27 protein-coding genes are annotated in these 25768 nt (G+C 62.5%); 17 read left to right on the top strand and 10 right to left on the bottom strand.

Annotated elements, in window-relative coordinates; translation table 11 throughout:
* The first annotated feature begins 157 nt into the window (after positions 1-157).
* The 6 genes from B9N88_RS26825 (at position 158) to B9N88_RS26800 (ending at position 5086) form a co-directional block, all read left to right on the top strand.
* Positions 158-940, top strand: coding sequence for an ABC transporter substrate-binding protein (locus tag B9N88_RS26825; RefSeq protein ID WP_027607246.1), 783 nt, complete (start codon positions 158-160; stop codon positions 938-940).
* Positions 937-1605, top strand: coding sequence for an ectoine/hydroxyectoine ABC transporter permease subunit EhuD (gene ehuD, locus B9N88_RS26820; RefSeq protein WP_027607247.1), 669 nt, complete (start codon positions 937-939; stop codon positions 1603-1605). Before B9N88_RS26825 ends, ehuD begins: the two co-directional genes overlap by 4 nt.
* Positions 1602-2354: an amino acid ABC transporter ATP-binding protein gene (locus B9N88_RS26815; protein ID WP_027607248.1), complete on the top strand. Its 753-nt coding sequence runs from the start codon at positions 1602-1604 to the stop codon at positions 2352-2354. Before ehuD ends, B9N88_RS26815 begins: the two co-directional genes overlap by 4 nt.
* Positions 2351-3619, top strand: coding sequence for an NAD(P)/FAD-dependent oxidoreductase (locus B9N88_RS26810; RefSeq protein ID WP_027607249.1), 1269 nt, complete (start codon positions 2351-2353; stop codon positions 3617-3619). Before B9N88_RS26815 ends, B9N88_RS26810 begins: the two co-directional genes overlap by 4 nt.
* Positions 3620-3751: 132 nt before the next feature.
* Positions 3752-4516, top strand: a complete 765-nt coding sequence (mddA, locus tag B9N88_RS26805; RefSeq protein ID WP_371263387.1) for a methanethiol S-methyltransferase — start codon at positions 3752-3754, stop codon at positions 4514-4516.
* A gap of 330 nt (positions 4517-4846) precedes the next feature.
* The gene (locus tag B9N88_RS26800) at positions 4847-5086 is read left to right on the top strand and encodes a DUF6124 family protein (RefSeq protein ID WP_027607251.1); all 240 of its coding nucleotides are present in this window, start codon (positions 4847-4849) and stop codon (positions 5084-5086) included.
* Positions 5087-5121: 35 nt separating this feature from the next.
* Here B9N88_RS26800 and glsB read toward each other — a convergent pair whose 3' ends face one another.
* Together glsB and B9N88_RS26790 are read right to left on the bottom strand one after the other, a co-directional pair.
* Entirely contained in the window at positions 5122-6030 is a 909-nt protein-coding gene (glsB, locus tag B9N88_RS26795) for a glutaminase B (protein WP_027607252.1), read from the bottom strand.
* 347 nt (positions 6031-6377) lie between these two features.
* Positions 6378-6788 carry a hypothetical protein gene (locus tag B9N88_RS26790; RefSeq protein WP_027607253.1) on the bottom strand — a complete coding sequence of 137 codons (411 nt, stop codon included), beginning with the start codon at positions 6786-6788 and terminating at the stop codon, positions 6378-6380.
* 110 nt (positions 6789-6898) lie between these two features.
* Between B9N88_RS26790 and B9N88_RS26785 the strand changes: the two genes are divergently transcribed.
* A complete protein-coding gene (locus tag B9N88_RS26785) occupies positions 6899-7747 on the top strand; it encodes an AraC family transcriptional regulator (protein ID WP_027607254.1) in 849 nt (282 codons plus the stop codon).
* Here B9N88_RS26785 and B9N88_RS26780 read toward each other — a convergent pair whose 3' ends face one another.
* Genes B9N88_RS26780 through B9N88_RS26770 form a run of 3 tightly spaced genes read right to left on the bottom strand, consistent with a single transcriptional unit; the run spans position 7748 to position 10564 of the window.
* Positions 7748-8536, bottom strand: a complete 789-nt coding sequence (locus B9N88_RS26780; protein WP_027607255.1) for an ABC transporter ATP-binding protein — start codon at positions 8534-8536, stop codon at positions 7748-7750.
* Positions 8530-9519, bottom strand: coding sequence for an ABC transporter permease (locus B9N88_RS26775; RefSeq protein ID WP_027607256.1), 990 nt, complete (start codon positions 9517-9519; stop codon positions 8530-8532). The genes B9N88_RS26780 and B9N88_RS26775 overlap by 7 nt, the downstream gene beginning before the upstream one ends.
* Positions 9506-10564 carry an ABC transporter substrate-binding protein gene (locus tag B9N88_RS26770; RefSeq protein WP_027607257.1) on the bottom strand — a complete coding sequence of 353 codons (1059 nt, stop codon included), beginning with the start codon at positions 10562-10564 and terminating at the stop codon, positions 9506-9508. The genes B9N88_RS26775 and B9N88_RS26770 overlap by 14 nt, the downstream gene beginning before the upstream one ends.
* Before the next feature lie 235 nt (positions 10565-10799).
* On the opposite strand from B9N88_RS26770, the gene B9N88_RS26765 reads away from it, so the two are divergent.
* Entirely contained in the window at positions 10800-11744 is a 945-nt protein-coding gene (locus tag B9N88_RS26765; protein ID WP_027607258.1) for an aliphatic sulfonate ABC transporter substrate-binding protein, read from the top strand.
* A 161-nt stretch (positions 11745-11905) separates the two neighbouring features.
* Here the strand turns inward: B9N88_RS26765 and B9N88_RS26760 are convergent, their stop codons facing one another.
* The 3 genes from B9N88_RS26760 to B9N88_RS26750 are packed head-to-tail and all read right to left on the bottom strand — an operon-like array spanning position 11906 to position 15145.
* Positions 11906-13381: an FGGY family carbohydrate kinase gene (locus B9N88_RS26760; protein ID WP_027607259.1), complete on the bottom strand. Its 1476-nt coding sequence runs from the start codon at positions 13379-13381 to the stop codon at positions 11906-11908.
* 5 nt (positions 13382-13386) lie between these two features.
* On the bottom strand, positions 13387-14319 hold the full coding sequence (locus tag B9N88_RS26755; RefSeq protein ID WP_027607260.1) for a transketolase family protein: 933 nt from the start codon (positions 14317-14319) through the stop codon (positions 13387-13389).
* Positions 14309-15145, bottom strand: coding sequence for a transketolase (locus B9N88_RS26750; protein ID WP_027607261.1), 837 nt, complete (start codon positions 15143-15145; stop codon positions 14309-14311). Before B9N88_RS26750 ends, B9N88_RS26755 begins: the two co-directional genes overlap by 11 nt.
* Positions 15146-15507: 362 nt before the next feature.
* Between B9N88_RS26750 and B9N88_RS26745 the strand changes: the two genes are divergently transcribed.
* The 9 genes from B9N88_RS26745 to nadS all read left to right on the top strand — a co-directional run bounded on the left by B9N88_RS26745 (position 15508) and on the right by nadS (position 24043).
* Positions 15508-16515, top strand: coding sequence for an ABC transporter permease (locus B9N88_RS26745; protein ID WP_027607262.1), 1008 nt, complete (start codon positions 15508-15510; stop codon positions 16513-16515).
* A 50-nt stretch (positions 16516-16565) separates the two neighbouring features.
* Complete coding sequence (locus B9N88_RS26740) at positions 16566-17498, top strand: sugar ABC transporter substrate-binding protein (RefSeq protein ID WP_027607263.1); 933 nt, start codon at positions 16566-16568, stop codon at positions 17496-17498.
* A 15-nt stretch (positions 17499-17513) separates the two neighbouring features.
* The gene (locus tag B9N88_RS26735; RefSeq protein WP_027607264.1) at positions 17514-19025 is read left to right on the top strand and encodes a sugar ABC transporter ATP-binding protein; all 1512 of its coding nucleotides are present in this window, start codon (positions 17514-17516) and stop codon (positions 19023-19025) included.
* A gap of 604 nt (positions 19026-19629) precedes the next feature.
* On the top strand, positions 19630-20409 hold the full coding sequence (locus tag B9N88_RS26730; RefSeq protein ID WP_256221311.1) for an SDR family oxidoreductase: 780 nt from the start codon (positions 19630-19632) through the stop codon (positions 20407-20409).
* An 11-nt stretch (positions 20410-20420) separates the two neighbouring features.
* On the top strand, positions 20421-21221 hold the full coding sequence (locus tag B9N88_RS26725) for an SDR family oxidoreductase (protein ID WP_027607266.1): 801 nt from the start codon (positions 20421-20423) through the stop codon (positions 21219-21221).
* A gap of 45 nt (positions 21222-21266) precedes the next feature.
* Entirely contained in the window at positions 21267-22220 is a 954-nt protein-coding gene (locus tag B9N88_RS26720) for a sugar-binding transcriptional regulator (RefSeq protein WP_027607267.1), read from the top strand.
* Between the two features lie 22 nt (positions 22221-22242).
* Positions 22243-23166, top strand: coding sequence for a transaldolase (gene tal, locus B9N88_RS26715; RefSeq protein WP_027607268.1), 924 nt, complete (start codon positions 22243-22245; stop codon positions 23164-23166).
* A gap of 272 nt (positions 23167-23438) precedes the next feature.
* The gene (locus tag B9N88_RS26710; protein ID WP_027607269.1) at positions 23439-23753 is read left to right on the top strand and encodes a type II toxin-antitoxin system RelE/ParE family toxin; all 315 of its coding nucleotides are present in this window, start codon (positions 23439-23441) and stop codon (positions 23751-23753) included.
* 2 nt (positions 23754-23755) lie between these two features.
* Complete coding sequence (nadS, locus tag B9N88_RS26705; RefSeq protein ID WP_027607270.1) at positions 23756-24043, top strand: NadS family protein; 288 nt, start codon at positions 23756-23758, stop codon at positions 24041-24043.
* A gap of 23 nt (positions 24044-24066) precedes the next feature.
* On the opposite strand, the gene B9N88_RS26700 is transcribed toward nadS, so the two are convergent.
* Complete coding sequence (locus tag B9N88_RS26700; protein WP_027607271.1) at positions 24067-25251, bottom strand: sugar transporter; 1185 nt, start codon at positions 25249-25251, stop codon at positions 24067-24069.
* 123 nt (positions 25252-25374) lie between these two features.
* Complete coding sequence (locus B9N88_RS26695) at positions 25375-25737, bottom strand: hypothetical protein (protein WP_027607272.1); 363 nt, start codon at positions 25735-25737, stop codon at positions 25375-25377.
* Between the last annotated feature and the right edge of the window lie 31 nt (positions 25738-25768).

Raw genomic sequence — 25768 nt, 5'->3', positions numbered from 1 at the left:
ATAGACCATTAAATATCGCATATCGATACGAATGGTTCATTTTGTCGATTTTATATAACGTAATTCGATTTATTTGAATCGAAATGGCACAGAGCTTGCGATTTCATCGGTAACCGCTCGCGGTACTGACTTTCCGTTTTCCTTCTGGAGTAGCCCGATGAACAGTCTTTCGCCCTTGTTTCGCCGCCTTGCCTTCGGTGTGTGCGCCACACTCTGCGTCAGCGCCGCGCACGCAGAAAGTGCGTCCACGTACAAAGTCGGTGCAACCGCCAGTGGGTCGCCGTTCACCTTCCTCGATATCAAGACCAACAGCATCCAGGGCGTGATGGTCGACGTCGCCGAGGCCGTGGGCAAGGCCGGCGGCTTCACCAGCCAGATCGAACAGACCAACTTCGCTGCGCTGATCCCCTCCCTCACCTCCGGCAAGCTCGACTTCATTTCCGCCGGCATGCTCAAGACCGAAGAGCGCACCAAGGTCGTCGACTTCAGCGCCCCGGTGTACGCCTACGGTGAGGGCCTGATCATCAATGCCGACGACAGCGCCGCCTACCCCGACCTCACGCCGCTCAAGGATCAGGTGGTCGGCGTACAGGCCGGCACGGTGTTCTACGACCAACTGAACAAGCTGGGGATCTTCAAGGAGATTCGCACCTACGACTCCATCGGCGAGATGGTCCGCGACCTGTCCCTGGGGCGCATCAAGGCGGCGGTCGGCGACCAGCCGGTGGTGGCCTACCAGATTCGCCAGAAGCTGTTCAAAGGCGTGAAGCTCGCCCCCGACTACCAGCCCACCAACGTCGGCGAAGTCTGCCTGGTGGTACGCAAAGGCGATGCGCAAACTCTCGGGCGCCTGAACACCGCCATCGCCAGCATCAAGGCCGACGGTACCCTGGACAGCATCCTCAAGAAGTGGGGACTTGATACCCAGGTGCGCCCATGAACCCGGCCGAGTTCCTGCAAAACGCCCGGGACTTCCTGCCGATTCTGCTGCAGGGCGCCTGGGTGACGATCCAGATCACCGTGCTGTCGTTCCTGCTCAGCAGTGCAATCGGCCTGGTGCTGGCGCTGCTCAAGCTGTCGCCGATTCGCACGCTGTCGTGGGTGGCCAGCACCATCATCAACGTGATCCGTGGCCTGCCGATCATCGTGCAGCTGTTCTACATCTACTTCGTGCTACCGGACATGGGCGTGCACCTCACGGCGTTCTACGCCGGGGTGATCGGCATGGGCATCGCCTACTCGGCATACCAGGCCGAGAACTTCCGCACCGGCATCATTGCCGTGGAACAGGGCCAGCGTGAAGCCGCCGAAGCCCTGGGCATGCGCTCGGCGCTGATGATGCGCCGGGTGATCCTGCCCCAGGCATTTCGCATCGCCCTGCCGCCCTACGGCAACACCCTGGTGATGATGCTCAAGGATTCGTCCCTGGTGTCCACCATCACCGTCGCCGAGATGACCCGCCAAGGCCAACTGATCGCCTCGTCGACCTTCCAGAACATGACCGTCTACACCCTGGTCGCCCTGCTCTACCTGCTGATGAGCCTGCCGCTGGTGTATGGCCTGCGTCGTATGGAGCAGCACCTGGGGCGGAGGAAAAAAGCATGATCGAGATTCGTCAGTTGCAAAAACATTACGGCAGCCACCGCGTCCTGCACGGCGTTGACCTCGACGTGGCCAAGGGCGAAGTGGTGTGCCTGATCGGCCCCTCGGGCTCGGGCAAATCCACCCTGCTGCGCTGCATCAACGCGCTGGAAGCCTACGATGGCGGCCACATCAACGTGTTCGGCGAAACCGTGCAACGCGGCAGCAAAACCGTGCACGCGCTGCGCAGCCGCATGGGCATGGTGTTTCAGCGCTTCAACCTGTTCCCCCACCGCACCGTGCTGGAAAACGTGATGGAAGGTCCGGTGTATGTCAAAGGCGAACCGCTCAAGCAGGCCCGCGAAGAGGCCCTGGTGTTGCTGGACAAGGTGGGCCTGAGCGCCAAGGCCGACGCCTACCCCGAACAGCTCTCCGGCGGCCAGCAGCAACGCGTGGCCATCGCCCGCGCCCTGGCGATGAAACCTGAAGCCATGCTGTTCGACGAACCCACCTCGGCCCTCGACCCGGAACTGGTGGGCGATGTCCTGGCGGTAATGCGCACCCTGGCCGACGAAGGCATGACCATGATCGTGGTCACCCACGAAATGGGCTTTGCCCGCGAAGTGGCCGACCGCGTGTGCTTCCTGCATGGCGGCTACATCGTCGAGAGCGGCCCGGCCGAGCAGGTGCTGGGCGATCCACAGCATGCACGTACCCAGGACTTCCTGCGGCGCGTGCTGCACCCCACCGGCAACACGCGGAGCCTGTCATGAAATCATTGTGGTCGGCGACGGCGCCCTCCGTGGTGCCGACGCCTGCGCTGGGTGAGTCGGTGAAAGTGGATGTGGCGATTGTCGGCGCGGGGTATACCGGCCTGTCGACAGCCCTGCATCTGGCCGAGCGCGGGGTCAGCGTGTGCGTGCTGGAAGCCAATGAGCCCGGCTGGGGCGCATCGGGACGCAATGGCGGGCAGGTCAACCCGACGCTCAAGTACGACCCGGAGCAACTGGTGCAGATGTACGGGCCGGAGCAGGCCGAGCCGTTGATCTCGACAGTGTCGAACTCGGCGGACCTGGTGTTCACGTTGATCGACAGGCACGGCATTGATTGCGCGCCGGTGCGCAAAGGCTGGATGCAGGTGTCGTACACGCAAAAGGGCGTGGCCGGCCTGCATGCGCGAGCCGAGCAATGGGCGCGGCGCGGCGTGCCGGTGCAGCGCCTGGATGCGGCGGCGGTGGCATCGCGCATGGGCAGCGAGGCATTCGCCGGCGGCTGGCTGGATGGCCGCGCCGGGGCGATTCAGCCGCTGGCGTATGCCCGTGGGCTGGTCGGCGCGGCGTTGGCGGCGGGTGTTCGCATTCATGGTCACAGTGCAGTGACAGGGTTACAGCGCCAGGGCCCGGGGTGGCAACTGCAGACCGCTGGCGGTGCGCAGGTGATGGCCGATCAAGTGGTGCTGGCCACCAATGGCTACAGCGGCAACCTATGGCCGGGCATGGCACAGAGCATCCTCGCGGCGAACAGTTTTATCGTCGCCACCAAACCGCTGCGTGGGCGTGCGGCAGAGAGCATCTTGCCGGGACAGGAAACCGTGTCCACCGCACAACGGCTGCTGCTGTACTTTCGCAAAGACAGTCATGGGCGCTTACTGATGGGCGGACGCGGGCTGTTCAACGACCCCACGTCACCGGCCGATTTTGCCCACCTGGAGCGCTCCCTGGCGCTGCTCTTTCCGCAATTGGGCCCGCTGGAATTTGAGTACCGCTGGGCCGGGCGTATCGCAATCACACGGGACTTCATGCCCCATGTCCACGAACCGGCACCGGGCCTGACCTTGGCGCTGGGCTGCAATGGCCGCGGCATCGCATTGTGTACCAGCCTGGGGCAGCAACTGGCCGGGCGGTTGTGCGACAGCCAGGCTGAATTTGCCTACCCGGTCACGCCGCTGCAACGCTTGCCTATGCACGGATTGCAGCGGTTTTACATTGGTGCGGGGGTGGCTTGGTACAGCTTGTTGGATCGGCTCAATATCAGCTGAGTCCTAATTGCAGGGGCGCCGAAAACCGTTATCCCTCACAGGTCCTTTGGTACGCAAAACCCGCTAGGCTTAGCCATGGACTGGCTGACCTGCGGGTTTGCGGTCTATTCATCCTGTGGGAAAGGCATGCTCATGCAACTCGACAACACTCGCACCGCCCGTGTCATGGGGCTGGTGTACAGCACCTGCTGCTATTTGGCGTTCCTGTTCACCTGTTTGTATCTGATCGGCTTCGTCGGCAGCGTGGCGGTGCCCAAGAACATCAACGATGGGCCCCTCCTCGCTTGGCCAGCCGCCGTGCTGATCAACTGCGCATTGATCCTGCTGTTCGGCGTCCAGCACACGGCCATGGCGCGCAAAGGCTTCAAGCAGTGGCTGGCGGCAGTCATTCCGACCTCCGTTGAACGCTCCACGTATGTGCTGCTCAGCAGCCTGGTGCTGATGCTGATGTTCTGGCTGTGGCAACCGATGCCGCTCACCGTCTGGAAGGTTGAAACGACGTGGGCCAAGGCCCTGCTGATTGGCCTGTTCTGGCTGGGCTGGGGCATCGCTTTACTGGCAACCTTTTTGATCGACCACTTCGAACTGTTCGGGCTCAAGCAGGCCATCGACCGTTGGCGAAAAACCACACCACAGGCGCCAGTATTCAGGACGCCGCTGTTTTACAGGATCGTGCGTCACCCGCTGTACCTGGGTTTCCTGATCGCCTTTTGGGCAACGCCGTACATGACGGCCGGGCACCTGTTGTTTGCGACAGGGATGACGGTTTACCTCTTCATTGGCGCCAGCTTTGAAGAAAAGGACCTGGTGGTGTTGTTTGGTGAGCGGTATCGGCGCTACCAGCAGGAGGTGGGTATGATTTTGCCGGGGTCGAAGACGCGCAAAAAAGGACGCTGAATAGGCGTTTGTGGCGTCTGACCATGAGTTCCCTAGGACTTATCCCACGACTGTTTCAGGTTGTCGCTCGGAACTTGGCTGACTAACCTCTGTGCCGTCGCTGCCCATTCAGCGACCGGATTTGACCGTCCGACTTCAAAGAGCAACTGCGCCAACCCCGAGCTTAGGCGTTTTTTTACGTCTGATGTATCGTGTCGCGGCAGCTGTACGCGGGATACCTTAGGGTATGCCGGTTTTGTTCTTTGGGCCGGTCGGTCAACCCGCGTACAGCTGCCACCCTCTTCGATTGACCGCGAATCGTGGCAGCCCCATTTACAAAGGAGCTTCACCATGATCAAAGACAGCCCCAATCCCCCAGAAAAACTCTTCACCGTGCGCCCCGACCTAGGCACGGAAACCCTGCTGGTCAACGCCTCCCAGGATCTATCCTCCATCACCGATATCGCCACGCACCTGGCCTTTGAAATCGACGGCGCACAACGCAATGTGGCGTTGGGCATCTGCCGAATGCTGGAAGGTGTGCAATTGTTGGTGGACAAAGCATTGGATGACGCCCATCCAGCAGCATGACTCAGATGATCGTTCCCACGCGCGTGGGAACGATCTCAAAACACCGACCACCCAATCCGCTCACTCAACAACTCCAACGCCTTGATCCCCGCCAGCGAGTTGCCCGCCGCGTTCAATTCCGGCGACCACACGCACACCGTAAACTGCCCCGGCACCACCGCGACAATGCCGCCGCCCACACCGCTCTTGCCCGGCAAGCCCACGCGGTAGGCAAAGTTGCCCGCCTCGTCATACAGCCCGCTGGTGGCCATGATCGAGTTGACTTGCTTGGTCTGCCGCGCGGTGAGGATCTGTTCGCCGCTGTGGGCACTGGTGCCCTCGTTGGCGAGGAAGCTGAACGCCTTGGCCAGGTCCAGGCAGCTCATCTGCAAGGCGCAGTAGTTGAAGTAGCTGTGCAGCACCGCGTCCACATCGTTGTGGAAGTTGCCGAAGGATTTCATCAGGTAGGCCATGGCCGCGTTGCGTGCGCCGTGCTGGGCTTCGGAGTCGGCGACCACGCTGTTGACCAGGATCTGCGGGTTGCCCGACAGGCGCCGCACGAAGTCGCGCATCGACAGGATCGGCACGGCAAAGCGTGATTGGTTGATGTCGCAGATCACCAGCGCGCCAGCATTGATGAAGGGGTTACGCGGGCGGCCGCGTTCGAATTCCAGTTGCACCAACGAGTTGAACGGCTGCCCCGAAGGCTCGTGGCCCAGGCGTTCCCAGATGGTTTCACCGCCATGGTCAATGGCCTGCACCAGGCTGAACACCTTGGAAATGCTCTGCACCGAGAACAGCGTATCGGCGTCACCGGCGCGGTAGGCCGAGCCGTCATTGCCGTATACCGCAATACCCAGTTGGTTTGCCGGTACATCGGCCAGCGCGGGAATGTAGTCGGCGACTTTGCCGAGGCCGATCAGGGGGCGCACTTCGTCGAGGATCGACTCCAGCAGCGCCTGCATGTCTTGTCCTGTCATCTGTCTTTGAATCGGTGGAAAGCGGGGTGCGGAGGATACTTCAATGGGCGCGCAAGCCCCACACAATCTCTACCACTCGCTCGGCCACCACCAAATAAACCAGGATCAGCAACAGCTGCAATGCCAGGTGATAACGCAGCTTGGCCAGCCCCCGACCGGCGAGAAAGACCTGCCCCTGTGGCGAGCGGGCTTGCCCGCGTTGGGGTGCGAAGCGCCCCTGATGAAGACGAATGCGGTGTATCAGGCACGCCTAAGCGCCTGGTTTTGGGGCCGCTGCGCAGCCCAGCGCGGGGCAAGCCCGCTCACCACAGAGAGAGTCGGGTCGCGTCCGTTCAAAAATACGCCACATCCGACACCCGCTCATCCAGCACATCCCGCGCCAGTGCCCAGGCCTGGTCCTTGGATTCCACCACCAGCAACGGGTAGCCCCAGGCCTTGCCGAACATCTGCGCAAACGGCTTGAGTGCCAGGCGTTTGGCCGCGCTGGGCTCGACCTGGATCATGCCCTTGACGAACGTGCGCAGCGCTTGTCGGTGCTTCTTCATCCAGATCGAGGCTTGCTTGCGCTGTTCATGGGAATGTTCGTGATGGGTTTCGTCCACGGCTTTTTCGTGCAGCAGCAGGAAGGATTGCTGGCGTGCCAACAGGTCTTCGAAGACCCGGAAGGCGTCTTCCGGCCCGCCTTGGTTCGGCGCATCGAAGACGATTTTCACCACGGGGAATGTTGTGCTGTCGAGTCGCATGGCAAAGCTCCTTAATGAGAGTGGATCTCAATATAAAGCTCGAACCCCTGGACGGCATTGCACAGAATAGCCAGACTGTTTCGCAATCCGGCCAATCTGCGATCTCCGCCATGAAGCACCACCGTCTTGATCTGCTCGACCCGTTGATGGCCAAGGACGCCGACCTGTTCCCCCGCGCCGTGGTGGCCGTGGGCGCCACCAGCACGTCGGACACCTGGGAACATGCCCAGCACGCCCACCGCAAGGGCCAGTTGATGTACACCCTGCGCGGGGTCATCCACTGTGAAATCGAAGCGGGAATCTGGATCGTGCCGCCCCAGTGTGCACTGTGGATTCCCGGCGGCACGCCCCATGCGGCGCGTGGCTCTGGCGAGGCCGAGGTGTATTGCCTGCTGATCGACCCCGACGCCGCCCACGCCCTGCCGCCGCAATGCTGCACCCTGGCCGTGTCCGGGTTGCTGCATGAGCTGATCAGCAAGGCCGTCAGTTTCCCGCAATTCTATGACGAGGCCGGCGCCCAAGGCCGCTTGATCAACACCTTGCTGGATGAACTGGCCGCCGCCCCGGTCGAAGCCCTGCACCTGCCCATGCCCCAGGACGCACGCTTGCGCCGCCTGGCCAACAGCCTGCTGGCCGACCCGACCGACAAAGCCACCCTCGGCCAGTGGGCGGTGCGCATCGGCATGAGCGAGCGCAGCATGACGCGCCTGTTGCTGGAGGAATTGGGCCTGAGTTTCGGCCGCTGGCGCCGGCAGTTGCATGTAATCCTGTCCCTGCAACGGCTGGCCAAGGGTGAAAGTGTGCAACGGGTGGCCCTGGACCTGGGTTATGAAAACGCCAGTGGCTTCATCACCATGTTCCGCAAGGCGGTGGGCCAGCCGCCCGCGCGTTACCTGGCGGACCGTGCCGGTGTCTCAAGTACGACCACCCAGGCCATTGCGCTGAAAGACGCCCACTGACTACCAGTTTTCGCCCAACCCCAGCAGGCCCAGTATCTGCCGCCGCAGGTCCACCAGGTAAGGATCGTCCCGGTGCCGTGGATACGGCCTATCGATGCTCAACTGTGCCTGGATCTTCGCCGGGCGGTCGCTGAACACAATCACCCGGTTGGCCAGCAGCAAGGCTTCTTCCACATCGTGGGTCACCAGCAACGCCGTGTAGCCCTGGCGCTGCCACAGGTCGATCAGCTCTTTTTGCATGGTGATGCGGGTCAGGGAGTCGAGTTTGCCCAGGGGTTCGTCGAGGATCAGCAAACGCGGCTGGTTGACCAGGGCACGGGCCAACGCCACCCGCTGGGCCATGCCGCCGGACAACTGCCGGGGATAGGCACGGGCGAACGGGCCAAGGCCGACCTTGTGCAGGGCCTCATCGACCTTGGCCGAATGGGTCTTGAGCAGGCCCTGGGCTTCGAGGCCGAGGGCGACGTTGTCCCACACGCGGCGCCACGGGTACAGGGTCGGGTCCTGGAACACCACCACACGGCTCGGGTCCGGGCCGGCGATGGGTTCGCCATCGGCCAGCAGTCGGCCGGAGTCCGCCGGTTCCAGCCCCGCCACCAGGCGCAGCAAGGTGGACTTGCCGCAACCCGACGGCCCGAGCAATGCCACAAATTCTCCCGGCGCCACGTCCAGGGACACCCGCTCCAACACCGGCAAATGCCGGCCGTCCAGCGCAAAACCATGGCTGAGGTTTTCTATGCGCAGCGCCAATCCTTCCAAAGCCGATCCCGCGTGTGCCAGGGCTACCATTTCATTGCTCCTTTCTGCCAGGCCAGCAACCGATCACGCACCAGGAACAACCCGGTGATCAACCCCGAACAGGCCAGCGCCATGATCAGCAGTGCGGCGTACATGTTCGCGTAGGCTGCCCAGCCCTGGGCCCATTGCAGGTACCAGCCGATGCCGGATTTGACCCCCATCATTTCCGCCACCACCAAGGTTGAGAATGAGGCGCCCAGGCCCATGAACAGGCCGACGAAGACGTGAGGCAACGCGGCGGGAATCGCCACCTTGAAAATCAGAAAACCCGGCCGGGCGCCGAGGGTGCGCGCCACGTCGTAATAGGCTTTATCGACGCTGGCCACGCCGGACCAGGTAAGCACCGTGACCGGAAACCAGGTGGCCAGGGCGATCAAAAACACACTCGCACTCCAACTGCTCGGAAACAGGAAAAAACACAGCGGCAACAACGCCGTCGACGGCACCGGGCCGAGGATGCGCAGCACCGGGTGCAGCCAGTAGCCGATCCGCGTGGACCAGCCAATGGCGACGCCGGCGACAAACCCGGTGGCCGCGCCCAGTGCCACTCCCGAGCCCAGCAGCAGCGCCGAATGCAGCAGGCTGTCGGCCAGGCGTGGGTAGTCTTCGATGTACACCGCGAGCAAGGCTTGGGGCGGCGCGAAGAACGGCACCGGCAACAGCGCAAGCTTGGCGGTGAGCAACTCCCAGAGGCCCAAAAGCACCGGCAAGGCGATCAGCCAGGGCGCGGCCGTGCGCAAGCGCAGCGCGAGTGTCGACAGCTTGCGCCCCAGCAGGCTCAGCACAATGAACAACGCCGCCACGCCCACACAGAGGTTGGCCAGGCCCTGGGTCATCGGCCAATTGCGCACCGCGTTGGGCCAGTAACTGATCAGCAGCGCGACGGCCACCCAGGCCGTCACCACCGCCGCGCCTTGCCACCCGAGCTTGAGCGCCACAGGCGGGTTGAGGACGGTTGCGTCAGTTGAAGACATCGGCGGTGATCTCCTTGGCAAACGCGATCGGGTCGGTGCCTTTGCTGATCACTTCCACGGTTTTCAGGTCGGTGACGTAGGTGGTGATCTCCTGGGTCAGCGCTGCGCCGACCGCGTGGTGGCCGTGGGTGTGGTCGTGGAGGATCGCCTGGACTTCTTCGGTGGAGGTGTTCAGTGCGTAGGCCTGGAAGCCTTTGGCGACGTCCTCCGGGTGCTGCACGGAATAGTCATGGGCCTCAAGGATCGCCTGGGTCAGCGCCGCGACCACGCGCTTGTCTTCACGCACCAATTTGCCGGTGACGCCGACCACGCAGCAACTGAGGTTGGCGTATTCCTCCACCAGGTTGGTGGACAACTCCCGCGCCACGCCGGACTTGATCAGGCGGTACATGAACGGGTCACTGCCGCTCACTGCCTGCACTTCGCCACGCTCCAGCGCCGTGCCGAGCAGGTCGGCCGGGTACAGGCGCCACTCCACATCGCGCACCGGGTCGACGCCGTGTTTTTTCAGCAGGATCGAAAAGAAGTTGCGGTCCGGGCTGGCCATGTCGGTCACGCCGATGGCCTTGCCCTTGAGGTCTTCCAGTTTGCTCACACCGCCGTTGGCGGCACTGAGCAACCGCAGGCAACCGCCATGGGTGCCGGCGGTGAGCTTCACGTCAAAGCCCTGCTCCAGGGCCTTGAGCCAGCGCAACGCCATGCCCACGCCTGCGTCGGCCTTGCCGGTGGCGATGGCTTCCAGCAAGACCTCGGTGGAGTTGCCGAAGTTGACCAACTCCACGTCCAGGTTGTGCTTACTGAAGAAGCCTTGCCCATGGGCGATCACCACCGGCGCCAGGCACACCGCGTTGAGGTTGACCGCCAGCTTGAGTTTACGCGGCGCGTCGAGGCGGATGAACTCACCGGTGCCGGCGGGCTCCTGGGCGATGTTGTGGCCGGCATGTGCGTCGGCGGCAAAGCCCAGGCGCGGCAGCGACAGGCTCGCCAGGGTCAGGCCGGCCAGGCCCAGGAGGCGGCGACGGGTCAGGTGATCAAAAGCAGCCATGCGAAGTATCCCTATTGAATGGGTCAGCCCGCTCCAGAGAAAGGCCGAAAGCGACAAAAATTCCATTTTGATTATATTAACGACTGACTTTTATGAAAGAACCATATAATTCTATGGTTATGCCTGATGGGCAGGAAGCGTATGAAAGCGCCCTAAGCTCAGATCGAAAGAGTATTTATCGAATGGTTTTCAGATCATTAAGCTTGGATCTATTTCGCTGAAGATCGAGCCCACCATGTCCCTTCGTCGTCCCCTCGCCGCTGTATTAGGATTGCTGGCCCTTTCCGTTGCCGTCAGTGCGCACGCCCAGGAAACCGTGCGCATCGGTTACCAGAAATCCTCCACGCTGATCACCCTGCTGAAGACCCAGGGCACCCTGGAGAAAGCCCTCAGGGCCGACAACATCGAGGTGAGCTGGCATGAGTTCCCCAGCGGCCTGCCGCTGCTGGAAGCGCTGAACGTCGGCAATGTGGACATCAGCGCCGACGTGGCCGACACCGTGCCGATCTTCGCCCAGGCCGCCCAGGCCAAACTCACCTACTTCGCCCAGGAAGCGCCCTCGCCTTCGGCCCAGGCCATCGTGGTGCGCAAGGACTCGCCGATCCAACAATTGGCAGACTTGAAGGGCAAGAAGATCGCGGTAACCAAGGCCGCCGGCACTCACTATCTGTTGATTGCCGCGCTGGCCAAGGCCGGCCTGGCGTTCTCGGATATCGAGCCGGCTTACCTGTCGCCGGCCGATGGCCGCGCGGCGTTCGAGAACAACAAGGTGGACGCCTGGGTCACCTGGGAGCCCTTCCTCACCAGCGTGCAGCGCCAACTGCCGACACGCACCCTGGCGGACGGTGCCGGGCTGGCCAGCTACAAGCGTTACTACCTGACCGGCACGCCCTACGCCAAGGCACACCCGGAGGTATTGAAGGTGGTGTATGCGCAGCTTGAAAACGCCGGCCACTGGGTAAAAACCAACCCGCAGGACGCGGCCAAAGTGCTCGGCCCGCTGTGGGGCAACCTGGATGCAGCCACGGTGGAAGCGGCGAATGCGCACCGCAGTTATCAGGTGCAGCCGGTGACGATTGAGCAGTTGGGTGAGCAGCAGAAGATTGCCGATGCGTTCTTCAAGGCGGGGTTGTTGCCCAAGGCGGTGGATGCCAAGGACGTGCAGACCTGGCGGCCTTGAAGGCGGGTGTGATCTCAATGTGGGAGGGGCGGTGCGACGATTCGACAAGCCCGCTCACCACAACAGCCCTATCTGCCGGACGTTCAGTGTTGAGTCAACGTTATGTAGTTCCCTATGCTCATCGGCGGCAAGCCCCTCCCACATTTGGTTTGCATATGCGGTTAGAGGAGTGTGCGGGCTAAAGCCTTTTTCCACTCTGAGTAACGCTCCGCCATCGCCGGATCCTCCTGCGGCTCAAAGCGCTCGCGCTGGCGTTCCAACTGCCCCAGCGCCGCATCATTCGCCCACACCCCCAACGCCCGTCCCGCCAGGTGCGCGGCGCCCAATGCCGACACCTCCGGTGACAGGCTGCGCACCACCGGGCGTTGCAGCAGGTTGGCGAGGAACTGCATCAGCCAGCGGTTGCGCGTGGCGCCGCCATCCACCCACAGTTCCTTGAGCGGGCTGCCGATGTCCTGCTGCATGGCCTCGAACACATCGCGAATCTGATAGCCGATGGATTCCAGCGCCGCACGCAGGATATGCGCGCCGGACGTGGCTTCGCTCAACCCGCAGATGAGTCCACGGGCGTCGGCCTTCCAGTGCGGTGCGCCGAGGCCGGACAGCGCCGGGACAAAATACACGCCGCCGTTATCCGGCAATTGCGCGGCCTGTTCGGTCAGCGCATCCAGGGATTCTCCCGCCACCAGCTTCGACGCCCACTGCACGGCAGCGCCGGTATGGACGATATTGCCTTCCATGCCGAAAGTAGGTTGGCTGCCATCGTGCCAGGCCAGGGTGGTCGACAGGCCATGGGTGGAGGCAATCGGCCCGCCCATGGGCGTCATCAAGGACGAACCGGTGCCGAGGGTGGCCTTGACCAGCCCCGGCGCAAAACCGCCCTGCCCGTACAGCGCCGCATGGGAATCGCCGATCATCGACATCACCGGGATACCGGCGGGCAAGGCGCCCAACGCGACGGTTTCGGCGAAGAAACCGGCGCTCGGCCGGATCGGCGCCAACGCCGCAGCCGGAATGCCGAACAACGCCAACAGCTCAGGATCCCAGGCGCAGGTGTGCAGGTTGAACAGTTGGGTGCGCGCGGCGTTGGAATAGTCGGTGGCGAACACCTGGCCGCCGCTGAGTTGCCACAACAGCCAGCTGTCGACGGTGCCCAGGCAGATCTCCCCGGCAGCGGCGCGGGCGTGGCCATCCTCAAGGTGATCGAGAATCCAGCGAAATTTGCCCGCCGAGAACATCGGGTCCAACGCCAGCCCGGTCTTCTCCAGGATCAGCGCTTCATGGCCCTGCTCATGCAGTTGAGTGCACAACGCCGTAGAGCGTCGGCACTGCCAACTGATGCACGGCGACAATGGTTCACCGGTATGCCTATCCCAAGCCACCACCGATTCACGCTGGTTGCTGATCGCGAGCGCAGTGATCGGACGATCCACCTGGGCCAGGCATTCTTCAATCGCAGCCAACGTGTTTTGCCAGATCAGCAGCGGGTCCTGCTCGGAAAACCCGGCCTGGGGATGGCGGATGCTCAAGGGCCGCGAACCGCGCGCAATCACCTGGCCAAGTTCGTTGACCAGCACCGCCTTGGCGTTGCTGGTGCCTTCATCTATCGCCAGGATCAGCGGGGTGTTGTTATTCATTGGGTTCACCGCAACCGAGTGGCAGCCGCCACGATCCCAGCCGCGTCGATGTTATGCAAGGCGCGGGTCGGTTCGCGGGCACCGGCGGCGGCGTACTCGCCATCGCCGATACCCAGGCGGACCAGGGCAATGCCCAACCCGGCTTCGGCCAGCACTTCGGCGACCAGGCTGCCGACGCCGCCATTGATATTGTGTTCTTCCACACTGATGACGGCGCGCGTGCCGCTCAAGGCGCTGAGCAATACATCACGCTGCAAGGGCCGGATCGACGACAGGTTGATCACCTGGGCCTGGATGCCCTGCTCCGCCAGCAATGCCGCCGCCTCCACCGCTTCATGCACCACCGAGCCCAGGGCCACGATGCTCACATCGGCGCCCTGGCGCAGGATATCCACCTGACCGGGTGCAAACTGATAGTCGGCGCCATGCACGTCGGGCAAGGCTTTGCCGTCGAGACGGATATACACCGGGCCGTGGTAGCGCAGCGCGTAATCGATGATCTGCCGGCACTCGACGGCATCGGCCGGGGCGAAGATCTGCACATTGCCAAACCCGCGCATCACCGAAATATCGTCGAGGCTGTGGTGGGTGCTGGCGAGCGGGCCATAACTGGTGCCGGCATTCAGGCCGAACATCTTCACATTGGCCTGGTTGTAGCAGACGTCCACCTTGATCTGCTCATTGGCCCGCGAGATCAGGAACGGCGCCGCATTGCAGGTGGCGGCGATCTTGCCGCCCAGGGCCAGGCCCGCCGCGACGCTGACCAGGGATTGCTCGGCAATGCCCACATTGATCAGCCGCTCGGGAAAGCGCTGGGCAAACGGGCCGATCTTGGCCGTGGAGGTGGAGTCGCTGACCACCGGCACTACGTCCAGCCCGGCCTCGACAGCAGCGATAAACGCTTCCACCATGACGCTCGCCAAATGTTCACTCGCCATGGTTCAACTCCTCCAGTGCTGCGTTGATTTCATCACCCTTGGGCACGCGGTGGTGCCATTCGGGGCGGGCTTCGATAAACGACACGCCCTTGCCTTTGATGGTGTGGGCGATCAGCACCTGGGGCACGCCGGTCTTGGTCTGCATGCTTTCCAGGGCTTCGATCAATTGGCCGACGTCGTTACCGTCGCACTCGTTGACGCGGAAGCCGAAGGCCGCCCATTTCACGTCCAGGGGGTCCAGCGGCATGATCTCGGCGGTCAAACCGGCGAGCTGCAGCTTGTTTTTGTCGACGATCACAAACAGGTTATCCAGGCCGTACTTGGCCGCCGCCATCGCCGCTTCCCAGTTGGAGCCTTCGGCCAGTTCGCCGTCGCCGGTGAGCACGTAGATGCGCTTGTTGCTGCCGGACATCTTCGCCGCCAGGGCCAGCCCGACCGCCACCGGCAAACCGTGGCCGAGGGCGCCGGTGTTCAGTTCGATGCCGGGGGTTTTCTGGCGTACCGGGTGGCCGGGCAGGTGCGAGTTGAAGTGCTGGTAGGTGGGCAGCCACTCGGTGGGGATGTAGCCCGCCTGCGCCAGGCAGCAGTACAAACCGCCGACGCCGTGGCCCTTGCTCTGGATATAAATATCGCGCTCGGGGTCTTCGGTGCGTTCCGGGCCGGTGTTGAGGATGCGGAAATACAGGGTGGCGAGGATATCGGTCTCGGAAAGATCCGCCCCGGTGTGCCCGCCCGCCGGGGAGTCGGCATTCAAGCGGATCACATGGCGACGGATCAGGCGGGCCTGTTCCTTGATCTGGTGGGCGTCGTACTGGAAGGCATTCATGCAGCGGCTCCTTTGAGGCTGACCACGCGGGGTGAAAGTGTCCAAGGCTGTCTTTGAATATTTATTCAGCAGTGACAATATATTTCTATTTAGACGCCGATCCTCCAGCAGGTCAAGTGAGCGAACCGCTGAAAAACCAAATAAAACCCGGAAATATCCCTCGGACAAACGGCCAAAATCCCACGCCGGCTCATCTAGCCCGTGGCTTTGCGCCGGGCAAAAACACCGGATCAGAGGCATGCAAGAAAAATTAAGCGCTTGACTTTGACACGGTGTCACTGGAATCTGAATTAACAGTCAGGTACGCATAAATATTCAAGACGCCTGAAAGCACTCCAAAAAAAATAACTCAGGAGAACACTGTGGACGCCAAAGCTATTGTCCAGCACCCGGCCGAACTCAAGCCGCCACCCCGCCCACGTATTGTCAAACTGCTGCCCAGTAACATCGGCGGCCCGTTGATCGGGCTGGTGCTGCTGGTGCTGGTCTTCTCCTTCAGTTCCGAATTCTTCTTTTCGTTGCGCAATGGCCTGAACATCCTCGATCAGGTCACGGTGCTGGGCATCCTGGCGATCGGCATGACAGCGGTGATCGTGATCGGCGGCATCGACCTGTCGGTCGGCTCGGTGCTGGCCTTCTCGATGATGATGCTCGGCTGGCTGTATCAGGATCAGGCGGTGCCCCTGGGCTTTGCGATTCCGATCTCGATTGCCAGCGGCATGCTCGCCGGGCTGGTCTCCGGCGCGTTGATCACCTACGCCAAGCTGCCACCCTTTATTGCCACGCTGACCATGATGTCGGTGGCCCGTGGCCTGGCGAATATCCTTACCGAAGGCCGGCAGATCGTCGGCTACCCGGACTGGTTCACCAGCCTCGCGACGGTGCGCCACTTTGGTTTCCTCTCGGCCACCGTGGGCCTGTTCCTGGTGATGCTGGTGGTGGCCTGGGTGTTCCTGCGCTTTCGTGCCGGTGGCCGCAACCTCTACGCCATGGGCGGCAGCCCGGAAGTGGCGCGGTTGTCGGGCATCAAGGTGCGGGCGATTACCCTGTGGGTGTACGCCATCAGCGGTGCGCTGGCCGGCATCGCCGCGGTGACCCTGGCCGCGCGCCTGGACTCTTCGCAACCGAGTGCCGGGCTGAGCCTGGAGCTGGACGCCATCGCCGCCGTGGTGATTGGCGGCGCCAGCCTCAGTGGCGGCGTCGGCAGCATCGGCGGCACCCTGGTGGGCGTACTGATCATTGGCGTATTGCGCAATGGCCTCAACCTGCTCGGCGTCTCGCCCTTTATTCAACAAGTGGTGATCGGCGTGGTCATCGCCCTCGCCGTCACCATCGACACCCTGCGACGCCGCTCCAGCACTGCCCGTTAAACCTGTTCGACAGTTGACACCCTCCAACAATAAAACCAGGAGTCACCGACATGTTCAGCCCCAAGAAATTGCTGTTGGCCACCGCTCTCGCCGCCGCCACCCTCACCGCTGCCGGCACCACCTGGGCCAAGGATTTGACCATCGGCCTGGCCGTGGCCAACCTGCAGGCCGACTTCTTCAACCAGATCAAGCAATCGGTGGAAGCCGAAGGCAAAGCCAAGGGGGTCAAGGTGATCACCGTGGACGCCCAGGGCAACTCCTCCACCCAGGTCAGCCAGATCGAAGACCTAATCACCCGCCAGATCGACGTGCTGATCTACATCCCGGCCGGCGCCACTGCTGCCGGTGTGCCGGTGAAAGCCGCCAAGGCTGCGGGCATCCCGGTGATCGCCGTGGACCGCAACGCCCCCGACGCACCGGGCGACACCTTTATCGCCAGCGACAGCGTGGCCGGCGCCAAGACCCTGGCCGAGTACGTGGGCAAGATCACCGACGGCAAGGGCCGCATCGCGATCCTGCAAGGCCAGATCGGTACCACCCCCGAGAATGATCGCGCCAAGGGTTTTGAGGAGGGCCTGAAAGCCTTCCCGGACCTCAAGGTCGTCGCCCAGCAACCGGCCGAATGGGCCCAGGACAAAGGCTTCGCCGTGGCCCAGGACCTGCTCCAGCGTGACCCGAACATCACCGTGTTCTTCGGTCGTGCGGACGCCATGGCCTTGGGCGCTGCCCAGGCGGTGAAAGTCGGCAACCTCGATCACAAGGTGGTCGTGGTCGGTTTCGACGGTGACGTGGCCGGGCTCAAGGCCGTGCAAAGCGGTGTGCTGAACGCGACCATGACCCAGCAGACGCAGAAAATGGGGCGCCTGGCCGTGGCCTCGGCCATCGACCTCAAAGCCGGCAAGACCTTGCCCAAGGAGCAGTTGTTGCCCACCGTGCTGACCACTAAAGAAAACGTCGCGCCGTTCCTGCAACAGCACCCGTAAGCCTTGGAGGTCGTCATGCAAGCAGCAGCCGTTGACACCGCTCGATCCGACGCGGTGCTGTGCCTGCGCAATATCAGCAAGGCCTACGGGCCGGTGCAGGTGTTGTCGCAGGTCAACGTGGACATTCGCCCCGGCGAGGTATTGGCCCTGCTCGGTGAGAACGGCGCGGGCAAGTCGACCTTGTCGTCGATCATCGCCGGGCTGGTGCAACCGGAAGCCGGGGGCAGCATGACCTGGCTCGGCGCGCCCTACGCCCCCGCTTCACCGGGGGCTGCGCTGGGCGCCGGGATCGGCCTGATCCACCAGGAAATCCGCCTGCTGCCGCAACTGTCGATCGCCGAGAACATCTTCGTCGGCCGCCTGCCCATGCGCCGTGGGCGGGTGGATCGCGAGTACATGGAGGCCCAGGCGCAGATCCAACTCGAACGCCTGGGCCTCAAGGTGCCGGCCTCGCGCAAGGTCGAAGGCCTGAGCGTGGCGGCCCAGCAACTGGTGGAAATCGCCAAGGCGCTGACGCTGAAGGCCAGCCTGTTGATCCTCGATGAACCCACCGCCGCATTGGGTGGCGAGGAAACCGAGCTGCTGTTCAAGCAGGTGGAACGGCTCAAGGCCGAGGGTGTGTCGTTTATCTATATCAGCCACCGCCTGGAAGAAATCGCACGCATCGCCGACCGCGTGCTGGTGCTGCGCGACGGTCGCCAGATCGCCCTGCATGCCACGGCCCAGGTGCCGGTCCGGGAGTTGGTGGAGCAGATGGTCGGGCGCAGCCTGGAGCGGATCTTCCCTGCGTTGCAGGCACCCCAGGAGCAGGTGATGTTGCAGGTCAAGGATTTGACCTGCCGTGAGTTTGCCTTGCACGGCATCGACTTCAGCGTGCGGGCCGGCGAGGTATTCGGCATTGCCGGGGTGGTCGGCGCCGGGCGAACCGAACTGGTGCGTACCATTGCCGGCGCGGCCCAGGACATTCGGGGCCATATGGTGCTGGATGGCGAGATCCGCCAGTTGCGCTCGCCCTTCGAGGCGATCCAGGCCGGCGTGGTGCTGGTGCCGGAAGACCGCAAGCAGCAAGGCGTGGTGGTGGAGCATCGCATCGAAGACAACCTGATTTATGGCAACACCGACCTGCTGGATAAACGCGGTTGGGTGTTCCCTGCCCCGCTGCGCGAATTCGCGCGCACGGCGGTGGCGCGACTGGGGGTGAAAGGTGCGCCGCAGTCGCGGATTTCCAGCCTGTCCGGCGGTAACCAGCAGAAAGTGATCATCGCCAAGTGGCTGGCGCGCAACCCCAAGGTGTTCATCCTCGATGAGCCCACACGCGGCATCGACGTGGGTGCGCGGGCGGCGATTTATGAAGTGATCGCGGACCTGGCGGCCAAGGGCATGGCGGTGATTGTGGTCAGTTCCGACCTGGATGAAGTGCTGGGGTTGTCCCATCGGGTGATGGTGATGAGCCGGGGACGGCAGATGGGGATTCTGCAGCGCGGTGAGGCCACGCCGGTGGCGGTGATGGAAATGGCCACCGCCTAGGAACCCGGTCCTCACAGACAATGGAGATCAACTGTGGGAGGGGGCTTGCCCCCGATGAGGGAGTGTCAGCAGATGCATCTGTCACTGAACCACTGCTATCGAGGGCAAGCCCCCTCCCACAGGGGATCTACTGTGATTTCAAGATTGGAGTTATCCAGGCAACTTGTTAGACGGGGATTCTGGATCGCGGCGAGGCCGTCCCGGTTTCGGTGATGGAAATGGTCACCGCATAGCCAAATACCTACACAGATCCAACTGTGGGAGGGGGCTTGCCCCCGATGCGGGAGTGTCAGCAGATGCATCTGTCACTGAATCACCGCCATCGGGAGCAAGTCGAATCGTCGCACCGCCCCTCCCACAGGGGATCTACTGTGATTTCAAGATTGGAGTTATCCAGGCAACTTGTTAGACGGGGATTCTGGAGCGCGGCGAGGCCGTCCCGGTTTCGGTGATGGAAATGGTCACCGCATAGCCAAATACCTACACAGATCCAACTGTGGGAGGGGGCTTGCCCCCGATGAGGGAGTGCCAGCAGATGCATCTGTCACTGAACCACTGCTATCGGGAGCAAGCCCCCTCCCACAGGGGTTCACTGTAATTTCAAATAACGGAGTTAGTCATGCAGCTTTTTAGTCTTCAAGGCCAAGTGGCCTTTGTTACCGGCGCCGGCAGCGGCATTGGCCAGGCTATCGCCGTCGGGCTCGCTGAAGCCGGTGCCGATGTAGCCTGCTTTGATCTTCCGGGCAGCCCCGGCATCGCCAGCACCGTAGAACGCATCCAGGCCCTGGGCCGGCGCGCCCTGGCCTTGAGCGGCACCGTCACCGAGCGGGCCGCCCTGGATGCAGCGGTCGCGCGCACCGAGCACGAACTCGGCCCACTCAGCGTGGCCGTCAACTGCGCCGGCATCGCCAATGCCCAGGCCGCCGAAGACCTGGAGCTGCAACGCTGGCAAACCACCCTGGACATCAACCTCACCGGCATCTTCCTCAGTTGCCAGGCCCAGGCCGCGGTGATGTTGCCGCGTGGCAAAGGCGCCATCGTCAATATCGCCTCCATGTCCGGCAGCATCGTCAACCGCGGCCTTTTGCAGGCGCACTACAACACCTCCAAGGCCGGGGTGATCCACCTGAGTAAAAGCCTGGCGATGGAATGGGCCGACAAAGGCCTTCGGGTCAACTGCATCAGCCCCGGCTACACCGCCACGCCGATGAACTCTCGCCCGGAAGTCGCCGACCAGGTGAAGATCTTTGAACAGACCACGCCCATGGGCCGCATGGCCAGCGTGGACGAAATGGTCGGCCCGGCGATTTTCCTGGTCAGCCAGGCCTCGTCTTTCTGCACCGGTGTCGACCTGCTGGTCGATGGTGGTTTTGTCTGCTGGTAAGGAGTTTTGTCATGTCGCAACGTTTCAGCGGTAAAACCATCGTGATCACCGGCGCCTGCCGTGGCATCGGTGCCGGCATTGCCGAGCGCTTCGCCCAGGAAGGTGCCAACCTGGTGCTGGCCTCCAACGACCTGGAGCGCGTGACATTCACCGCCGACCAACTGGCCCGGGAATACAAGGTCGATACCCTGGCCCTGGGCATCGACGTGACCCGCGAAGAAGATATCGAAACCCTCTACCGCGAGGGTCACGCACGCTTCGGCAGCATCGACGTGTCAGTACAGAACGCCGGCATCATCACCATCGACCACTACGACAAGATGCCCCGCGCCGACTTCGACAAGGTGCTGCAGGTCAACACCACCGGCGTGTGGCTGGGTTGCCGGGAAGCGGCCAAATACATGGTCAAGCAAGGCAGCGGGCGCTTGATCAACACCTCGTCCGGCCAGGGCCGCCAGGGGTTTATCTACACCCCGCACTACGCCGCGAGCAAAATGGGCGTGATCGGCATTACCCAGAGCCTGGCGCTGGAACTGGCGCGGCATAACATCACGGTCAACGCGTTCTGCCCCGGCATCATCGAAAGCGAGATGTGGGACTACAACGACCGCGTGTGGGGCGAGATCCTCAGCACCGACGAAAAACGCTACGGCAAGGGTGAACTGATGGCCGAATGGGTCAGGAACATCCCCCTGCGCCGGGCCGGCAAGCCCTCGGATGTCGCCGGCCTGGTGGCGTTCCTGGCCTCGGATGACGCGGCCTACCTGACCGGCCAGGCGATCAATATCGACGGCGGCCTGATCATGTCGTAAGGGTTTGGTATCCTCACCCGCATTGATGTCATCACTGAGGCCTTCATGAGCCAGATCGAAGAACAGCGCCTGATCACCAAGATCGCGAGCCTCTATTACGAAGACGGGCTCAAGCAGTCCGAGATTTCCGCACAGCTGGACCTGTCCCAATCCTTTATCAGCCGCGCCCTGCGCCGGGCGCTGCAGGAAGGCGTGGTGAAGATCAGCGTGATGCGCCTGCAAGGCCTGCACCTGGAGCTGGAAAACCAATTGCAACGCCGCTACGACGTGCGCCAGGTGATCGTGGTGGAAGCCACCGAGCCCGGCAACGATGAAAGCATCAAGCAAGCCATCGGCTCGGCGGCTGCCCACTACCTGGAGACCAGCCTGTCGCCCCAGGACCATATCGGCATTTCGTCGTGGAGCAGCACCATTCGCGCCATGGTCGGCCACCTGCATGCCCAGCCGGGCAAACAAGGCGCCCAGGAAGTGGTACAACTGTTGGGCGGTGTCGGCAACAAAGGCGCGTTTGAAGCTACCTTGCTCACCCAACGCCTGGCCACCCTGCTCAACTGCCCGGCGTTCCTGCTGCCGTCGCAAAGCATCGAGCAATCGGTGGAGAGCAAGCAGCGCATCGTGCAGATGGAAGAGGTCAAGGAAGTGCTGCAACGCTTTGACAGCATCACCCTGGCGATCGTCGGCATCGGCGACCTCGAACCCTCGCAGTTGCTGCGCAACAGTGGCAACTACTACACCGAGGACATGCTGCGCCTGCTGGCCGAGCGCGGTGCCGTCGGCGATATCTGCCTGCGCTACTTCGATGCCCAGGGCAAGCCGGTGCTGGAGGAAGATGAAGAATTCGTGGTCTCGGTGGCGCTGCCCAAGTTGCGCAGTATCCACCGCGTGCTCGGCCTGGCCGGCGGGCTGAACAAGGTCCAGGCCATTCGTGGCGCGCTCAAGGGCGGCTACCTGGACATCCTGATCACCGACCTGGACACCGCACAGGCCCTCAACCAATAACCTTTTTTGGAGATTGCCGCTCATGACGTCCAAGCTCGAACAACTCAAGCAATTCACCACCGTGGTCTGCGACACCGGCGACCTGGAAGCCATCAGCCGCCTGCGCCCGGTGGACGCCACCACCAACCCGTCGCTGCTGCTCAAGGCCGCCGCGATCCCGGAATACGCCGAGCTGCTGCGCAATGCCGTCAACCTGGCCAAGGGCGACGTCGGCCTGGCCTGCGACCACTTCGCGGTGTCAGTGGGTGCCGGCATTTTGAAGGTCATTCCCGGGCGTATTTCCACCGAAGTCGACGCGCGCCTGTCCTTCGATGAAGACGCGCTGTGGGCCAAGGCCAACCAGTTGATCGCCCTGTACGACCAGGCCGGTATCCGCCGCGACCGCGTGCTGATCAAGCTCGCCTCCACCTGGGAAGGCATCCGTACGGCCGAACGCCTGGAAAAAGCCGGTATCCAGACCAACCTCACCCTGCTGTTCTCGTTCGCCCAGGCCCAGGCCTGCGCCGATGCCGGGGTGTTCCTGATCTCACCGTTCGTGGGCCGCATCTATGACTGGTACCGCAAGAACACCGGCCTGGACTACACCGGCGCTGATGACCCGGGCGTGCAATCGGTGACGCGCATCTACAACTACTACAAGGCCAACCAGATCAACACCGTGGTGATGGGCGCAAGCTTCCGCACCCTCAGCCAGATCGAACAGCTGGCGGGGTGCGATCGCCTGACCATCAGCCCGGAGCTGCTGCAGAAGCTCGACGACGACCAGGGCACGCTGGCACGCAAATTGGTACCGGTGACCGAAGGCGAAGCGCGCCAGCCAATGAACGAAGCGCAGTTCCGCTGGGCCTCGAATGAAGATGCGATGGCGACTGAGAAACTCGCGGAAGGGATTCGACAGTTTGCGCGGGATCAGGAGAAGTTGGAGGCGGTGTTGGCTGCGCTGTAACGCAGATACTCAGCAGGAGCAATCGGCGCAAACCGGGCGGCCCGCGCCCGGTGCGCTGAAATGCATGATGATCAGCATAAAGAAGTCTTGTCTGATTTTTTTGCAGGGACTTCTTCGCCAGTGCTGGGGCCTATACCCCGGACCGCCAATCTTGGCTAATCCGCCGCAATCACCATCTACCCCATCTAAAACCTGCTTACAACTGCTCAGATGATTCACACGAACGGCTGCCTTAGCATTGTCGCCGAGTAAGTCAATGGCGTACATTTGCTATGATTTTTATTGAAACCCCAGTTTTCACCCGACGGGTAATGGAGCTCATGAATCACGATGCCTATCTCGGTCTTCAGGTAGCGTTGATGCTGAACCCCGAAACTGGAGATTTGATCGAAGGAACGGGTGGCATTCGCAAGATCCGTGTCGCCTCAAAAGGCCACGGCAAACGTGGCGGTGCCAGAGTGATCTATTACCACTTCGTATCCGCTTCACGTATTGCGCTGTTGATGATTTACCCGAAAAACGAACAGCAAGACCTGACAAACGATGAACGCAAAGCGCTTAAAGCTGTCGTCGAACACTGGAGATAACCATGAGCAAATTCTTTGATGAGCTGATGGAAAGCGTGCAAGAAATGGATGAAATCGTCCGAGGCGAACGTCAGCCTTCGCGTGAGTTCACCGTGAACGCGCTTCAAGTAAAAGAAATCCGCAAGGCAACCGGACTGACACAAGCGAAATTCGCCGCGATGATTGATGTTCATCTCGGCACCCTGCGCAACTGGGAACAAGGGCGAAGAGAACCGACAGGGCCGGCCAAAGCACTGCTAAGGGCCATTCACAATGACCCGGTCCATGTTTTGAACGCCCTGGCCCTGTAACCCAATAGGCACCGGCGGCGGATTCAGGCGGCGGCGACACCCGTCCCAAACTTGCGAATCGCCAGGCAATACCCGATCAATGCCAGCGCCGCCAGCAACCCGCCCGCCACGCCGACCCAGGCGAAGCCGAAGTGGCTGCCGACCCAACTGCCCATCAGGGCGCCACCGCCGATGCCGATGTTGTAGATACCGGAGAACATCGCCATGGCCACGTCGGTGGCGTCCGGGGCCAGCACCAGTACCTTGGACTGCATGGCGAGGCCGAAGCCCATGATCGCCATGCCCCAGAACACGCTGAGGATCACCAGGTACGACTCGGCGCCGCTCAACGGCAGCATCAGCGCCAGGCACGCGGCCAGGATAAACACCGCGCCGACCACGAACAGGTGGGGGTTGAAGCGGTGCACCAGGCTGAACAGCAGCGAGCCGATGATGCCCGCGCCGCCGAACACCAGCAGGATCAGGGTCACCGCGCTGCCGCTCATGCCGGCCACGCCTTCAACGAAAGGTTCGATGTAGCTGTAGGCGGTGAATTGCGCGGTCACGGTCATCGCCGTGAGCACATACAACGCCACCAGCGCCGGACGCTTGAACAGCAGTGGCAGGCTGCGCAGGGAGCCGGAGTTCTGGCTCGGCAGCAAGGGCAAGGTGCGCGCCAGCCAGAACACCAGGGCGGCGGCGAACGCGCCGATCACCAGGAACGTGGTGCGCCAACCCATGGCTTCGCCGAGCAGACGCCCCAGGGGAATACCCAGCACCATCGCCAGGGACGTACCGGTGGCGAGCAGGCCGAGGGCTTGCACCTGTTTGCCTTCCGGCGCCAGGCGTACCGCCAGGGACGCGGTGATCGACCAGAACAGCGCATGGGACAGGGCAATGCCGACGCGACTGACCATCAACAGGCCGAAACTGGTGGCCACGCTGGAGAGGATATGGCTAGCGATAAACAGGCAGAACAGCACGATCAGCAGCTTGCGTCGCTCAACGTTGCGGGTCAGCAGCATCACCGGCAGCGAGGTCAGGGACACGATCCAGGCATAAATGGTGAGCATCAGGCCGACGCTGGACACGGGCATGTCGAAGCTGGCGCCAATGGCGCTGAGCAGCCCGACGGGGACGAATTCAGTGGTATTGAACACAAACGCGGCCAGCGCCAGGGCGATGACCGGTTGCCAGTTGGCTTGGGGGGTTGCGGCTGAAATGCTCATTGAAGGGCGAGGTACTCTGGCGATGATCAAGCGGCCACCCAGGACAAGCGCCGCCGCCTGGCATTCTATAGGTTTATCGGCCGTCTGTTGACGCTCATCCCCCTCAAAATACCCTCAGTTTTGTCACGGTGCCGTCATGGTGACCACGTAGTTGCCTGACTGGATCGGCTTGCCGAGGCTGTCCACCAACAGGTACGTCTGGTCGTAATAACGCCCGCTGCCGCTGTCCGCCACCAGCCGCAGACTGGCCCCGTTGACGCTGGCGACCGGCGCCATACTGCGGACATCGAACCGATTGCCACGGCTGGCGCTCGGGCAACCTGTCACGTCCATCCGGGCACCGCTGTGCGCATTTGTCGCACACAAGGGTTCGACAATGCTGCCCGTGAACCTGATGGTGCCTTGACCCGCCGGCTGCGCCGCGCCGCAGGTGCTTGCCCAAAGGCAAAGGAGACAGGTAGCTGCCGAAAAACCGTTGATACGCATGCTGATACTCCTTCCTGGGCTATTAGGAAGT

The sequence above is a fragment of the Pseudomonas sp. LAMO17WK12:I1 genome, from assembly GCF_900177315.1.
Lineage (GTDB): Bacteria > Pseudomonadota > Gammaproteobacteria > Pseudomonadales > Pseudomonadaceae > Aquipseudomonas > Aquipseudomonas marginalis.
The sequence above is the reverse complement of the archived record's forward strand: the minus strand, read 5'-3'. Positions and strand labels throughout refer to the sequence as shown.